Source organism: Pseudoalteromonas sp. BZA4, from assembly GCF_040104395.1.
Taxonomy (GTDB): Bacteria; Pseudomonadota; Gammaproteobacteria; order Enterobacterales; family Alteromonadaceae; genus Pseudoalteromonas.
The window spans coordinates 66,004-79,673 of record NZ_JBECOT010000004.1; the positions used below are offsets into that span (position 1 = coordinate 66,004).

The following is a 13,670-nucleotide window of genomic DNA, read 5'->3' on the forward strand; positions in this document are numbered from 1 at the left end:
GCTAACTTTAGAATATAAAGAAAATACGCCAATAGGTTGAAATTACTGGCTTTGCATAGCACCTATTTGTAGCTATAACGATAAATGAGGTATGATAGACCCGCTTTTTTATCGTGTAATCGCCACTCATAGGCTGCATAAATAATAATTATAATAAACGGCAAAAAAATGAGTACTCAAAGTGAGTTGGGCAGGTTACATCAGCTTTCGATGGTTATTGTTACTTTGAAGAAAAGACTTCTAAAAAACAGAGACTTGGTTAAATGATAAACCGATTTAGTTGGCTATTACTGTTTTTTTGTCTTTGTTTTTCGTCGCTTTGTTTAAGCGATGACAGTCCCGAGCAACCTTTTTTTAAAGTCTCACCCACTGTGTGTGTGACAGATGCAAAACAAAAAGCCTGTGAGTTTAATATACAGATTCATTTTCGTGTTGCTCCCTTTAAAGAACTTTGTTTAGAAGTAACTCAGCGTCCTCAGTATACGCAGTGTTACAAACAAGGTGGTTTAATTATCGAGAAATTAACGGTTAAGACTGAGCATCCGCTTACAGTGAAATTAATTGATCCATTGAGCAATCAAGTTGTTAAGCAACAACTACTGTCAATAGCAAGCTATGAAGCTAAAGATTACCGAATAAAACGGCGCTTTGGCTGGAGTTTATAATGCAGCATATTTTTTTAATTGAAGATGATGTGAAATTAGCAAGCTTAATACAAACGTTTTTGTTAAAGCATGGCTATACCATAGATGTATTTAATACTGCCGAGGCGTACCGTAGCAGTGAAATCACCTTTATGCCTTCACTGATCATCTGTGATGTGATGCTACCGGATGGCAATGGCTTTGAGTTAATATCTCAATTGAAAGAAAAGTACAGTTGCCCTGTTATTTTTCTAACGGCACTGGATTCCGTGCAATCACAAATTAAGGGCTTAAACCTAGGTGCTTACGACTACCTTGTAAAACCCATTAAGCCTGAACTGTTACTCGCCAAAGTTAAAACGATTATCGCCCACACCGTCGGCCAAGATAACTTTTCACACCAAATTGATATCTTGCGTATCGATAGTAAAAAACGTGATATCTATTTTCATAACACAGCATTGAATCTCAATGAAAGTGAATTTGAGATCATTGCCTACCTTGCGAAAAACACCCCTGAACCGGTTTCTCGCGAGGTATTATTCAAGCATGTTATTGGCCGTGAGTATGACGGACTTGACCGAGCGATTGATTTAAAAATTAGCCGTTTACGTAAAAAGCTTAAAGAAACCATTAGCGAGCAAAAAGAAACGCTAGATATCAAGTCTGTACGAGGTAAAGGATACAGCTTGGATATTTCAAAAATATGAAGCAACAATTTTTTAAGCTGTACTTAATTATCACGGTAAGCTTAATTGCCTTAGTTTTAGCTTTTGGCCAGCTTTATAATCAGTTTTTTTCTGAGCACATACCGAGTGTGCAAATAAGTGTTGCTGAACTTGCTCAAATAGCTGAGCAAAAAGAAACGAGGATCAGCTCCTTTAACCAAAACGAGCTTGTTTTACCTGATTCATTACAAGCTAAATTCGATAAAGATGGCATTATCAGCGTCACCGAAAACAATCAGCAGTTTATATACCTCAAAGGCAATAACGGCAGCATCCAAAAAGTTGGCCCCATTTCTTTGATTTCGCAAGCAAAAACTGACTGGCTTGCATTTTTTGCATTTTACTTTTTACTTGGTGCGATGATCTTATTATTCATTCGCCCAGTATTTCGCGATTTGAGCTTATTACAACGCGCAGCTCATCGCTTTAGTAAAAAACCGCAGCGCATAGAGCTTGATATAAAACCAAATTCATCTATTGCGCCATTAGCCAGCACCTTCACCCATATGTCTGAGCGCATCAATAAGTTTGTTCAGCTACATAATGACTTATCGCGTATAATTTCTCATGAAATTCGCACTCCCCTTACCCGTATGCGATTTGCTTTGACGATTGCCGATTTGGAATCTCAAGAAAGTAGCCAAATAGAACGCGATATCGATGAGATTGAATTACGCTTGGAGCAATACCTATCGTTCGCTCGCTTAGAGCACCAACAAAGTGTGTTTAATCAGGAGAAAGTTAACTTAGCTAAACTGATCAACACAGAAATTGCTAAATTCGATTTATACAAAGAACTCAAATTCATTCCAGCCTTTGAAGTAGACACAGCCTATTGCGAAGCAAGCTTTATGGCAATCGCGGTACAAAACTTACTGATCAACGCCACAAAATACGCAAAACACACTATCCATATAAGTAGCACAGAACAAGCGGGCTATTACAGTATAAGCATTACAGACGATGGACCTGGCTTACCAATTAATGCGGATGCGTTGATTGAGCCTTTTAAACAAGGTGAAGGAGATAAACTAGCGAGTGGTTATGGATTAGGACTATATATCGTGCATCGTATTGCCAGTTGGCATGGCGGTAAAATTAGCTTGGCTAATAGTTCGCAAACAGGCGGTGCAGAGATCACCATTCGTTGGCCTAGAAGTGGTAAGTAACTCCCGTGAAACCTGAAAAATAACCGTTTTTATTGATCATATGTGAGTTAGCTAAGTTGCTATCAAGCCATGTATGTTTAAGTTTGAAGTCAAGGCTGAAACTGTCGCTAATAGGATATTCGTAACTTACTTTTAAGTAGTAGTTAGTGGCACTTTCTAAGTTGTAGCTTAGTAAACGCGTTTTGCTTTCTGATGGACTCACCGTGTAGTAATAATCGATCAGCTCTTCATTTTTGTAATTAATACCCGCTTCAAAACCTGCAGTACCAGAAAGCAATTCAAATACATGATAGCCGTTGAACATTATTTCATAACCATTATGAACATTGGTTACATCGTGCACATACGCAGCACTTAACCACATGCCATCGTAGACGTTTACCGCAGATGAAAGCCCCGCCATGTAAGAAAGGTCACGCTCTATAGGCGTTAGGTTAATCGGTGATGCGGTAGGTAATGTAGGTCGCCCAGAGCTCGAACGAACAACACCGATGGCATAGAGTTTATCTACCCCATCCAGCTCAAAGAAAAAACCATCATCATTAAAGCGCCCAAGTAAATCAACGTAGAAGTTCTCAGTTTCATAGAGGCTGTAGCCAACAGAGAAATCATCGAAATACCAATTATCACCATAGTAAGCAAAGCTAGGTAAAATTGGTGAAGTAATATCATCAGCATCAAGAACAGGGTTTTCGATTCCCCCATAGCCCAGCGTAATGCTGGCATGAATTGTCGACTTTTTAATTAATTGCGGCTGTTTATCATCAGCCTGCGCAAACGCAGTTGATGCAGTTAAACAACATACTAAGCCAAACAATTTATTCATTAACTTGATTCACCTCGATACCATAATTAAAAACAGTTATGGCAACTATATAACACTAACAATAGCCTACTCTTAACGCTTACAGGTGCGATCATATCGTTTGCCTACATTTTTGTATAATTATTTTCCAGTCTACACTGTTAAAAATAGCTTATGATCCCCTATCAATTAAATCTAACATATTGAATGAAATATAAAATAGTATGTACATTTTGCTACATTGCTTTTCAGTTTTTAGTTTTTTTTGGTTATTTCAGTAGCCAAATATGAGAGCTAACTTCCAAACCTGTTTTGTAAAAGGTATTACATTTAACTCAGCTTGCTTAAAAACCACCTAACCTGTCAATCAAACATAAAAAAACCGAGCATAGTGAAGTGACCCCCAATAGTTGGACATTCCAATTACTGGGGGTCTTTTTATGTCCAAACATCACCGAGCATTCAAGCTCAAAATAGCTGAACTCGCTTTGTCTGAAAGCTCTTCGGCGGTAAGTAACAGATTTAATGTTACAGATAGGCAGGTCCGATATTGGACCGCTATTTATCGAATTCATGGCGCTGAAAGCTTCAGGTCTGTTCACAAACCTTATTCTCAAGCATTTAAGGCTGAAGTGTTAAAAACGATGACAGCAAACAGTTGGTCTCTCGGTTATACCAGTGCTTTCTTCGATTTATCGTCTCCAGGTATTCTTTTCCAATGGCAAAAGCTTTATGCTCGTGATGGTATATCCCGTCTCAAACCACAGAAAAAAGGTAAGCCAGTCATGACAAATAATTCTTCTTCATCAAAACCAGTAGAGCAAATGACTGAGGAGGAGTTACGAGAAGAATTAGCCTACTTACGAGCAGAGAATGATGTGCTAAAAAAGTTAGAAGCCTTGGCTCAAGCCAGAAAGAAAAAAGCAAAGACAAGACGGTAGTCGTCGAAGAGTTCAAGGCAAAACATAGCTTACAACACCTATTAAAGGCCACTGGGCTATCAAAGAGTGTTTACTATTATCATCGCACTACCTGTAAGCAACCCTGTGCAAGCAATGATTTACTGGTAAAAATACGTGATATTTATCACGCGCATAAAGGACGATATGGCTATCGCAGAATTACGAGTGCCCTAAGAGCAATGGGGGTACTTGTTAATCATAAGCGCGTGCAACGGCTGATGAATGAGTTAGGCCTCAAGTCAAAAGTAAGGCCTAAGCGCTATAAATCCTATAAAGGTGAAGTGGGTAAAATCGCAGAAAATATGCTTAACCGCGAGTTTACTGCGCAGAAGCCAAATCAAAAATGGGTGACGGATGTGACGGAGTTTAAAGTGGATAATGAGAAGGTATATTTATCGCCTATGATTGACCTATTCAACCAAGAGGTCATCAGTTACGAAGTCAGAAAATCCGCTGCACTCCCTTTGGTAACTGACATGCTTAAAACAGCAACAGCTAGGTTAAAGCCAAATGAAAAGCCAGTAGTACACTCAGATCAAGGGTGGCAATATCAAAACAAACAATATCAAAATCACCTCAAGGAAAAAGGGTTGAAACAAAGTATGTCTAGAAAAGGAAATTGTTTAGATAATGCGGTTGCTGAGAACTTCTTCGGCATATTGAAAAGTGAGATGTACCACAACGAAACGTTTAAAGACGTGAATGATCTTATTGAAAGCATCAAAGAATATATCCACTATTACAACAATGAGCGTATTAAGCTGAAACTAAAAGGCCTGAGTCCGATACAGTATCGAAATCAGGCCTTGGCAACCGCTTAGCAAAGAGTCCAACTTTATGGGGTCACTTCATAGAGCTCGGTTTTTGGAAGTTTTATCACGATTATGCTTGTGGATAATCGCGATAGGCACGCTCAATGTTTTTAGCTTGCTTTTTAGACACACCAATATGCGCTAATGCTACACGTAAACGAGCACGTGAAAGGTCTGAACCTAAAATTTCCATTGCATCAAGTACTGATGTTGAAGATGTCTTACCTGTGATAGCCACGAAAATTGGCTCAAGGAAGTCTTTAATCTTCAACTCATGGAAAGTTGCAACTTCTTTTGCGATAGCAAAAATCGCTGGTTTTTCCCAACTGCGTAAACCTTCTAATTGCCAGATGAAGAACTGTAATGCTTGACGGATTACATCTTCATCAGCTTTACCCGCTGTTAATAGCGTAGGATCATAGCTTGGAATACCACCCACGAAGTGACCGGCAAGGTCAACCATGTCAGAAAGCGTATTAATTCGCGTTTTTGCTTCTGGCAATACTTTGGCGAATAGCTCAGTATTAAATTTCCAATCAACAAAACGTTGCATTAGTTCAGCATCAGATAAGTTTTCACGGATCCACATACCGTTTAACCAGCTAAGCTTATCGATATCGAAAATAGGGCCGCCAAGCGACACACGTTTCATATCGAAGTGCTCAATCATCTCATCTAAAGTGAACTTTTCACGCTCATCTGGCATTGACCAACCCATACGGCCTAAATAGTTTAATAGTGCCTCTGGTAGGTAACCCATTTCTTTATAGTAGTTGATTGAAGTTGGGTTTTTACGCTTCGATAATTTTGACTTATCTGGGTTACGAAGAAGCGGTAAGTGACCAAGTACTGGCGCTTCCCAACCAAAGTCTTCATATAATTTTAATAGCTTAGGCGCTGAGTTGATCCACTCTTCACCACGGAAAATGTGGCTAATTTGCATGTGGTGATCATCAACAACGTTGGCAAGGAAGTAAGTTGGGAAACCGTCGGCCTTAAGTAGCACTTGCATGTCTACATTTTCCCATGGGATCTCAATGTCGCCACGTAAGTAGTCGTTAAACTTAAACGTGCCTTCGCTTGGGATCTTCATACGAATTACGTAAGGCTTACCCGCTTCAAGGTTTGCTTTAATTTCATCTTCAGAAAGGTTTAAACCACGACCATCGTATTTAGGGCGCAGACCTTCGGCCATTTGCTCTTCACGCATTTGATCTAGTTCTTCGCTCGTAGCAAAACAATAAAACGCTTTACCTTGTTCAACGAGTTGATGCGCGAATTTCTTATATAAATCGCTACGCTCAGACTGACGGTATGGACCAAACTCACCGCCAACATCGGGACCGTGATCCCAGTTTAAGCCTAACCATTTCAAGCTATCCATAATAGCTTGCTCTGATTCTGGCGTACTACGAACTTGGTCTGTATCTTCAATACGTAACACAAACTCACCGCCTTGCTGCTTAGCAAAACAGTAGTTAAATAATGCGATGTATGCTGTACCTAGGTGCGGGTCACCTGTCGGTGACGGAGCAACACGGGTGCGAATTGTCATGGTTATATCTCTCAAAAGACAATTAAAAAATTTGCCCAAATGCTAGCACAGCACGGGCTATAATCGAAGTGTAAAGCCGCTTTATGCAGCGACTTTATCTAAATAAGCAATGATATCGTTTGATTCATACAGCCAAGTTACTTGGCCGTTTTCTTCAATACGTAAACAAGGCACTTTGATTTTTCCGCCCTGCTCTAAAAGCTCTTGGCGAAATTGCTCGTTACTTTTGGCATCACGAGTTTCAACTGAAAGACCTTGACGCTTAATTGCACGACGAACTTTCACACAAAATGGGCAGGCCTTAAATTGATATAACTTAAATCGTGATGTCACTGAATCAAGCGCCGCTTGCTCAGCAGCCGGACGCTTTTTACTACGTGGCGTGAATACAAAATCAAAAAACAAAATGATGCGGCCTAACAACCAACGAACAAACTTCATCTCACCTTCTCATAGGGTTCTAAAAATAGTGGCCAATTTTAACACAGCAAGAGACGCTGCAACAGGCTAAAACAGCTCTATTGAGTCATCACTGCATTGAGAATCTGGGATATCTAATTCAGAATAGGCTGTAACACAATTTCTGCCTTTGTTTTTTGAGTGATACAAGGCTTGATCGGCTTTTTGCACAAGACTGGCAACCATTTCAAACTCATAAATCGGCATAAAACCGCTACTCACGGTTAAGTTACCCACTTGCGGGAACGGGTATTCGGCAACACATCCGCGAAAACGATTGAGTGCATTACGTGCATCTAACTCGTCGCTTGCTTGAAATAGCACTGCAAACTCTTCACCACCGTAACGAAACACGTAATCTTCAATACGAAAGTTATTTTTTAACAGTTGAGCGACTAACAAAATCACTTCGTCACCGATAACATGGCCATAGTTGTCATTCACTTTTTTAAAGTGGTCAATGTCAACAATAGCAAGATACCATTGGCGATGATGGGGATCTAATTCGCTTTGTCCTTTTACAGTAGTTGATGCGATATCGATGACTTTTTTATCAAAAGTTTGCCTGTTAAGTAACTCAGTGAGGGGATCCAATTGTGATTTATAAAGCAGCGCTAGTTGGTTGGCATAAATGTTGAGCATATAAATTGCCAACATACTACATCTCTCTGACAACTCTTTTTCTGACTCAACAACAAGCACGCCAACCACATTACCCATGTAATAAACAGGTATGTAAGTCGAAATAAAGCCATAGTTTCGACTTATACGAATTTTGTTACGGCTAACCTTATCAATAAGTTCATTAACTTCAGACTCAGTAAGCTCTTCTATCAACGAGTCTTTATTTAGTAGACGGGCTGGGAAACCGGGTTTGAAGACTTTGTTAATATAGATTGCATAGCGCGAAAACTCTTCCAATTCGCTCACAGATTTTATAAGCGCCTCGTCAAGTCCAGCCTCTTCTTCTTGTTGCGTAATTTCTACAACCCAGTCATGTCCGCAAGCGTTAGACGCCATCTATAAAGTCCCCAAAACTATATATAACTTTAGTTTAGTTAACTTTATCAGAAATACTAAAAAACTATAACAAAATCATATCATCTCTGTGAATAACTTCACTGCTCGGCGCAAACGCAAGCAACTGGGTGATTTGCGATGAATGGCAACCTTTAATTTGATCAATTTCTTGATGATTAAAATTAACGAGACCTTTAGCAATACACTGGCCTTGACTCGTCACTACTTCAATCACATCACCACGTTCAAATTGCCCTCGCACTGTTTTTACGCCTTTAGCCAAAAGGCTTGCGCCACGTTCTTTAAGCGCGGCGCTTGCGCCATCATCAATCACTAATTGTCCGCTACTTTTAGGCCCAGCAAGAAGCCACTTTTTACGGCCATCTTTTGGTGCGGTGAGTTTTAAAAATCGTGTACCTGGGAGCTTATCGGCCATGCAATTTAAAATCACATTTTTGCCAGCGCCTTTGGCAATAATGACTTCAACACCGGCGCGACGTGCAATATCGGCCGCTTGCAGTTTGGTTGCCATACCTCCGGTACCTAGGGTTGTGCCACTGCCACCAGCGAGCTCTCTGAGTTCATCATTAATATGCGTCACTTCATTGATGAGTGTGGCATTCACATCAGAGCGCGGATCACCGGTAAATAAACCTTCTTGGTCAGTTAGCAGTAACAGCTTTTCTGCATTTGCTAAAATTGCGACTAAAGCAGATAAGTTATCGTTATCGCCGACTTTAATTTCGGCGGTGGCCACGGCGTCGTTCTCGTTAATAATTGGTACCACATTATGAGCGAGTAGCGCATTTAAGGTATCGCGGGCATTTAAGTAACGTTCACGGTCTTCTACATCGGCGCGGGTCAAGAGCATTTGCCCAACATTCACTCCATACAAAGCAAACAAGCTCTGCCAAATATGAATAAGCTGCCCTTGGCCGATAGCGGCAAGCATTTGTTTTTCAATCAAAGAACGACCACAGGGAGTAATAAGTTGCTCGCGACCTGCGGCAACCGCGCCACTTGATACTAAAACAACCTGATAACCCTGCTTTTTTAACTCGCAACATTGGCGAACAAGTTCAACCATGTGTGCTTTATCTAATTTGTCGGTACCGCCTGTCAGCACGCTTGTGCCCAGCTTTACAACAACGACGTGTGGCCTTTGCATTTGATTCTTATATTCTGTAATTAAAATAGAGAATTTATATATACCAGCTAACAGTTTTTGAACAAGTTAAAAAAATTCATGCTAGGATCGCGCTCTCGTTTTTTTACTCAATAGCGACACCTATGCCAGCCAGTTTATGCTTAATTATTGCGACCTTTTTATGGGGTAGCTCATACATTGCTTTAAAGCATGCAATCAATGTTTATGATCCCGTATTAGTCATTTTTTTAAGAATGCTAACCACATTATTGATTAGCTTATGTTTATGGCGCTATGTGATCCGCTTTAAGTTCAAACAAGGTGACTGGAAGTATTTAATTGGTATGTCACTGGCTGAGCCTTGTTTTTATTATTTATTTGAAGGGCATGCTCTTGAATATACTTCGGCATCGCAAGCTGGGGTAATTGTCTCTTGTTTACCAATTATCGTCGCTATTTTGGCGTTCTTAATATTAAAAGAGTACATCAGTAAAGCCATCGTCGTTGGTTTTACCTTGTGTATTGGTGGCAGTATTTTATTAACGCTATTATCACCAAGCACAGAGCAAGCCCCTAACCCACTGCTCGGTAACTTTTTAGAATTGATGGCGATGGTGTGCGCCGCCTTTTATACCGTCAGTGTAAAGCACTTAGTGACCCGCTATTCACCACTTACTTTAATTGCAATTCAAGGGTTTAGTGGTAGTTTGTTCTTTGCGCCTTTTTTATTTTTCATCGAACTACCCAGCGAAAATCAGCACGATTTAAGTGCCCTATTGAGCATTTTATATTTAGGCTCATGTGTCACTTTAGGCGGCTATGGCATGTACAACTACGCCATTAGTAAGGTGTCGGTATTAACTGCTGCTGCTTATTCAAACCTCATTCCAATTTTTGCGTTAATTTTGTCAGCTATTTTACTTGGCGAAGTACTCACACTATGGCAATGGGTGAGTATTGCAGTGGTATTCGCCGGTGTTATTGTTAGTCAACGTCATCAAGAGCTGAAAGTTGACGTAGACGACGATAATTTATCAGCCGACACCAATAGCCTAAACTCTGTCCCTGAAGCTAACGAGTCAAAAGGGTAACAGGTTAATAAATAAAGGCCTGATTGTGCTAAGAAGCCCTGTTCGCTTTGATGAATAATATCAATGCTACGAACTTGATAGTGCTCAATCTGGCCATTTTGCAACTGCATACTGAACTGCTCACCCACTGCGACATGTTTTAAAAATGCAAAGTGGGTGTCGTTATGGCCAGCTATTAACACCCCTTTTGAGCTGCCAAGTTCACCGCTTGGCAAAAAATGCCCGGGGGCAAACGCGAGGTTTCGCCCCGATGCACCAGCAAGTACAGTCACCTCTTGCTGCTGACTTGGCCAATTTATATGTGCAGTGACATAACCATCGGCGTAAAACCAAGGCCTTACTTGCTCATTAGGACTTTGCAAAGCTTGCTGCCAAGCAGACTCAATCAGAGCCTGTGCCAGCCACGCTTTCGCCTGCATATATCCGCCATTAACAAACAATGCGATGCCAAGTAAGGCGCTGCAAACTGGCAGCGCTTTTTTTAGCGCCGCCATTGCCATAACCATGAGAATGTAAGCAGCAGCAACCCAAGTAGCATAAACACTCGGCTTTGTCCGTCGGTTTGCGGTAGCGTCATGCCGTTAGGAAGTTTGTTTCGCACTTGCATTGAACGCTCTGCAACCTCATTACCCGCGTAGTTATCAACTGCAATAAAGGCTGTAAAAGGGCTAAGTAAATGATGCTGAAGTGCCAGTGCTTCGACTTCTGCGCGTACCGCCTGTTTTTCGTTATAAAGCAGCAACGACTTAATCTTTTGTCTGGCCCAGAGTCTAGCGATACCTTCGCCTTGTGCAGCATTGGCGGTTGCTAAATTAATGGTGAGTGGCCCTGTGTTTGTTTGCCCTTTTAACGTTAAGTGCTGACTGCCATCAAGCTTTACGGCAACCAAAACCGGCTCTGAAAAATACAAATCAGGTAATGGCGATGGCCAATATTCAAGTGCTGCTTTGTCGCCTTCAAGAGCAAGCTCTGTAACTGCAGGATGCGCCAGCTTATCAAAGAGCAGCTGCATTTTGGGCTGTACTTGGTTGGTGCTACTAATAAAAGTGAATGAACCACGGCCAATATCAGCAGCTCTGGTCATAAAAAAGCTATTAGGCGCGCTACCAATACCGACGGTAAAGAGCCTGCTGTCACCTAAATCTGTTTGAATTTGTTTAAATAGCTGCGTTTCGTTACCCACACTGCCATCGGTTAAAAACACCACTTGGCGTACAAAGCCATCATGCTGCTTACCATCTAGTACCTGAGTCAATGCTTTTGCGATTTCGGTGCCGCCATCGGCTTGTAGGCCATAAATGAAGCGCTCTGCACGGCGAATGTTAAAGTCATTGGCAATCATTGGCGTATCACTTAATACCGACACTTCGTTATCAAAGCCTATGATGTTAAAACTGTCATTTTCATCCAATAACGATAAAGCATAAAACAAGGCTTGTTTGGCCTGCTCCATTGATTGGCCATGCATTGAGCCAGAGGTATCAACAACAAATACCATTTCGCGAGGCAGACGAGCTTGCGAGGTAAAGTGATCGCTTGGCGGTACTAACATCAGTAAACCATATTCTTGCCCTGCTACTGTTTCGGTAAAAAATGCAGCCTGTGAGTGGGCTTTATCAAGGGGTTTAAATGTAAGCTCAAAGTCTCTATCCATTGGAACATCACGATTAAGTGATAACTGGTACCGACCAAAACTTGGATTATCAATTTGCAGACCCACTAAATTAGCGCTGATATCACTGAGCTCAAGGCCAATATCCATCGAAATAGCAAGGTTGAGGCTCGCATCAGACTCTTGGCTTTGTGCACGATGAAAAACAGGTTTTAGCCACGCTGATGCCACTTGCGCTTTGTTAGCTGTTGCGTCGTTCTGCTGATCTGTGTCTTTATTTTCTAGATACGCTTTTTGCTGCAGTTCTGCCGTTAAAGGTTCGTAGCGCGGCGTGATAGTGGTAGGAAAACGCAGTGAAAATACACCATCTCGAAAACCGATTATCTCTTGGTATTGCAAGGTAATTTCAATCTCTTTCCCAGCTCCAAGGTTTGCCACATCAGTAGAGAAAATGTTCGCACGTTGCTGACGAACTAAAGCGGCACGTTTACCCTGTTTTTGAGCTTGCTCAAATTGCTGCTCAGCCTGCTGTTTAAGGGCAATGTTACCGGTGATAATGCGCTCACCAATTTGCATTTGCATGGCATGAACTGCGCTTTCATCAGGTAACGGAAACACATAACGGGCATTTACCGCAAACGGGTGCGGGTTTTGATAACGTTGTTTAACCACAACATGATTGATAAGCCCAGTGAGCGTCATAGTGACGTCGTTTTTCACTAATAAACCCGACGATACTTGGCTATTTGAGTCATCATAAAAACGCAGTTCGGCACTGGCATTGGCTGCAAATGCAGGGTTAACTGCATAACCTAATAAGAGGATAAAAAGGCTCCCAAAAAGGAGCCTTTTGGTACGGTTACTCAACATAATATGTCACTCCATCGACAGATGAATTAGTGGTTACTTTGCGCTGTGCGTAAGCTGCTTTGTGACACAGGGCGTGTCGTTAAAGTTACGCGGCGATCAAACACGTTTTCTTCGTAGTTATTTGAATCGGCAACACTTTGCTGCTCACCAAAGGCGGTTGCGGTTAAGCGCGTATGAGGTACGCCTTGTTTAATTAAGTAGCTTTGCACAGCATTTACACGCTGTTTTGAAAGCATTAAATTAGCCAATTCATCACCACGTTGATCTGCAAAGCCATTTAAGTCGATAGCCAGATTTGGCTGGGCAATCAGTAACTGCGCGACTTTGTCGAGTTGATTAGCAAAATGCGGGGCTATTTCGCTAGAGCCTGTTTTAAATTGTACCGTCATAGCCAGTAAGGTGTTTAATTGGGCTTGTAATAACTGCTCTTTTTCGTCAGCTAATAATTCAAGCTGCTCACTTAGGGCTGCGTTATCGGCAATTACTTGTTGGTAATCTGCGGTTTGCTCTTTCATTACAACTAATGCGTGGGCTTGTTCATCAATAGTGTTGTCTGCGGCTTCTTTTTCGCCAATTAAACCGCCAGCAAACGCGCCAACAAATGCGCCCACTGGGCCACCTAACAAACCACCGACAACTGCGCCAGCACCTAAGCCAATGGCTGTTTCTTTTGGTGTTTCTTGTTTTGTTTTACTCGCAGCGTCTGCAAAAGGGGCTACAGATACAGCAGACGTGATGACAGCGGCGATAATTAATTTTTTCATGGTTTAATCCTTTTTCTACTTAATTGCTTGGC

General features: G+C 41.4%; 13 protein-coding genes and 1 pseudogene. 6 read left to right on the top strand and 8 right to left on the bottom strand.

Annotated elements, in window-relative coordinates; genetic code table 11:
- Positions 1-263 precede the first annotated feature (263 nt).
- From ABMY41_RS03070 to ABMY41_RS03080, 3 genes are read left to right on the top strand one after another with little or no spacing between them, the layout of a single operon-like run.
- A complete protein-coding gene (locus tag ABMY41_RS03070) occupies positions 264-665 on the top strand; it encodes a DUF3019 domain-containing protein (protein ID WP_289097765.1) in 402 nt (133 codons plus the stop codon).
- Positions 665-1,354, top strand: a complete 690-nt coding sequence (locus tag ABMY41_RS03075) for a response regulator transcription factor (RefSeq protein ID WP_054560845.1) — start codon at positions 665-667, stop codon at positions 1,352-1,354. Before ABMY41_RS03070 ends, ABMY41_RS03075 begins: the two co-directional genes overlap by 1 nt.
- Positions 1,351-2,541, top strand: coding sequence for an ATP-binding protein (locus tag ABMY41_RS03080; RefSeq protein WP_287242855.1), 1,191 nt, complete (start codon positions 1,351-1,353; stop codon positions 2,539-2,541). Before ABMY41_RS03075 ends, ABMY41_RS03080 begins: the two co-directional genes overlap by 4 nt.
- On the opposite strand, the gene ABMY41_RS03085 is transcribed toward ABMY41_RS03080, so the two are convergent.
- Positions 2,525-3,367 carry a MipA/OmpV family protein gene (locus ABMY41_RS03085; RefSeq protein WP_349274116.1) on the bottom strand — a complete coding sequence of 281 codons (843 nt, stop codon included), beginning with the start codon at positions 3,365-3,367 and terminating at the stop codon, positions 2,525-2,527. The two genes, ABMY41_RS03080 and ABMY41_RS03085, sit on opposite strands and share 17 nt — an antisense overlap.
- Positions 3,368-3,786: 419 nt before the next feature.
- On the opposite strand from ABMY41_RS03085, the gene ABMY41_RS03090 reads away from it, so the two are divergent.
- Positions 3,787-4,287 carry a transposase gene (locus ABMY41_RS03090; RefSeq protein WP_349274117.1) on the top strand — a complete coding sequence of 167 codons (501 nt, stop codon included), beginning with the start codon at positions 3,787-3,789 and terminating at the stop codon, positions 4,285-4,287.
- A 2-nt stretch (positions 4,288-4,289) separates the two neighbouring features.
- Positions 4,290-5,129, top strand: a pseudogene (locus tag ABMY41_RS03095) (IS3 family transposase); the annotation flags it as partial.
- Between the two features lie 61 nt (positions 5,130-5,190).
- Here the strand turns inward: ABMY41_RS03095 and gltX are convergent.
- The 4 genes from gltX to proB form a co-directional block, all read right to left on the bottom strand.
- Positions 5,191-6,675, bottom strand: coding sequence for a glutamate--tRNA ligase (gene gltX / locus ABMY41_RS03100; protein WP_349274118.1), 1,485 nt, complete (start codon positions 6,673-6,675; stop codon positions 5,191-5,193).
- Positions 6,676-6,756: 81 nt separating this feature from the next.
- Positions 6,757-7,116: a glutathione S-transferase N-terminal domain-containing protein gene (locus tag ABMY41_RS03105; protein ID WP_349274119.1), complete on the bottom strand. Its 360-nt coding sequence runs from the start codon at positions 7,114-7,116 to the stop codon at positions 6,757-6,759.
- Between the two features lie 66 nt (positions 7,117-7,182).
- Complete coding sequence (locus ABMY41_RS03110; RefSeq protein ID WP_135925963.1) at positions 7,183-8,154, bottom strand: GGDEF domain-containing protein; 972 nt, start codon at positions 8,152-8,154, stop codon at positions 7,183-7,185.
- Between the two features lie 64 nt (positions 8,155-8,218).
- Entirely contained in the window at positions 8,219-9,322 is a 1,104-nt protein-coding gene (proB, locus tag ABMY41_RS03115; protein ID WP_135925964.1) for a glutamate 5-kinase, read from the bottom strand.
- A 122-nt stretch (positions 9,323-9,444) separates the two neighbouring features.
- Between proB and ABMY41_RS03120 the strand changes: the two genes are divergently transcribed.
- Entirely contained in the window at positions 9,445-10,392 is a 948-nt protein-coding gene (locus ABMY41_RS03120; protein WP_138558365.1) for a DMT family transporter, read from the top strand.
- On the opposite strand, the gene ABMY41_RS03125 is transcribed toward ABMY41_RS03120, so the two are convergent.
- Genes ABMY41_RS03125 through pdsO form a run of 3 tightly spaced genes read right to left on the bottom strand, consistent with a single transcriptional unit; the run spans position 10,299 to position 13,638 of the window.
- Complete coding sequence (locus tag ABMY41_RS03125) at positions 10,299-10,886, bottom strand: class GN sortase (protein ID WP_138558366.1); 588 nt, start codon at positions 10,884-10,886, stop codon at positions 10,299-10,301. The genes ABMY41_RS03120 and ABMY41_RS03125 overlap by 94 nt on opposite strands.
- Positions 10,874-12,874, bottom strand: a complete 2,001-nt coding sequence (locus tag ABMY41_RS03130) for a marine proteobacterial sortase target protein (RefSeq protein WP_349274120.1) — start codon at positions 12,872-12,874, stop codon at positions 10,874-10,876. Before ABMY41_RS03130 ends, ABMY41_RS03125 begins: the two co-directional genes overlap by 13 nt.
- A gap of 26 nt (positions 12,875-12,900) precedes the next feature.
- Entirely contained in the window at positions 12,901-13,638 is a 738-nt protein-coding gene (pdsO, locus tag ABMY41_RS03135) for a sortase-associated OmpA-like protein PdsO (RefSeq protein ID WP_199526284.1), read from the bottom strand.
- Between the last annotated feature and the right edge of the window lie 32 nt (positions 13,639-13,670).

Bases quoted from the DNA above. Each gene is read 5' to 3' on its own strand.
- ABMY41_RS03070 (WP_289097765.1), top strand. From the start codon at position 264: ATGATAAACCGATTTAGTTGGCTATTACTGTTTTTTTGTCTTTGTTTT.
- ABMY41_RS03090 (WP_349274117.1), top strand. From the start codon at position 3,787: ATGTCCAAACATCACCGAGCATTCAAGCTCAAAATAGCTGAACTCGCT.
- ABMY41_RS03080 (WP_287242855.1), top strand. From the start codon at position 1,351: ATGAAGCAACAATTTTTTAAGCTGTACTTAATTATCACGGTAAGCTTA.
- ABMY41_RS03110 (WP_135925963.1), bottom strand. From the start codon at position 8,154: ATGGCGTCTAACGCTTGCGGACATGACTGGGTTGTAGAAATTACGCAA.
- ABMY41_RS03120 (WP_138558365.1), top strand. From the start codon at position 9,445: ATGCCAGCCAGTTTATGCTTAATTATTGCGACCTTTTTATGGGGTAGC.
- gltX (WP_349274118.1), bottom strand. From the start codon at position 6,675: ATGACAATTCGCACCCGTGTTGCTCCGTCACCGACAGGTGACCCGCAC.
- ABMY41_RS03125 (WP_138558366.1), bottom strand. From the start codon at position 10,886: ATGGCGGCGCTAAAAAAAGCGCTGCCAGTTTGCAGCGCCTTACTTGGC.
- ABMY41_RS03130 (WP_349274120.1), bottom strand. From the start codon at position 12,874: ATGTTGAGTAACCGTACCAAAAGGCTCCTTTTTGGGAGCCTTTTTATC.
- ABMY41_RS03105 (WP_349274119.1), bottom strand. From the start codon at position 7,116: ATGAAGTTTGTTCGTTGGTTGTTAGGCCGCATCATTTTGTTTTTTGAT.
- ABMY41_RS03075 (WP_054560845.1), top strand. From the start codon at position 665: ATGCAGCATATTTTTTTAATTGAAGATGATGTGAAATTAGCAAGCTTA.
- pdsO (WP_199526284.1), bottom strand. From the start codon at position 13,638: ATGAAAAAATTAATTATCGCCGCTGTCATCACGTCTGCTGTATCTGTA.
- ABMY41_RS03085 (WP_349274116.1), bottom strand. From the start codon at position 3,367: ATGAATAAATTGTTTGGCTTAGTATGTTGTTTAACTGCATCAACTGCG.
- proB (WP_135925964.1), bottom strand. From the start codon at position 9,322: ATGCAAAGGCCACACGTCGTTGTTGTAAAGCTGGGCACAAGCGTGCTG.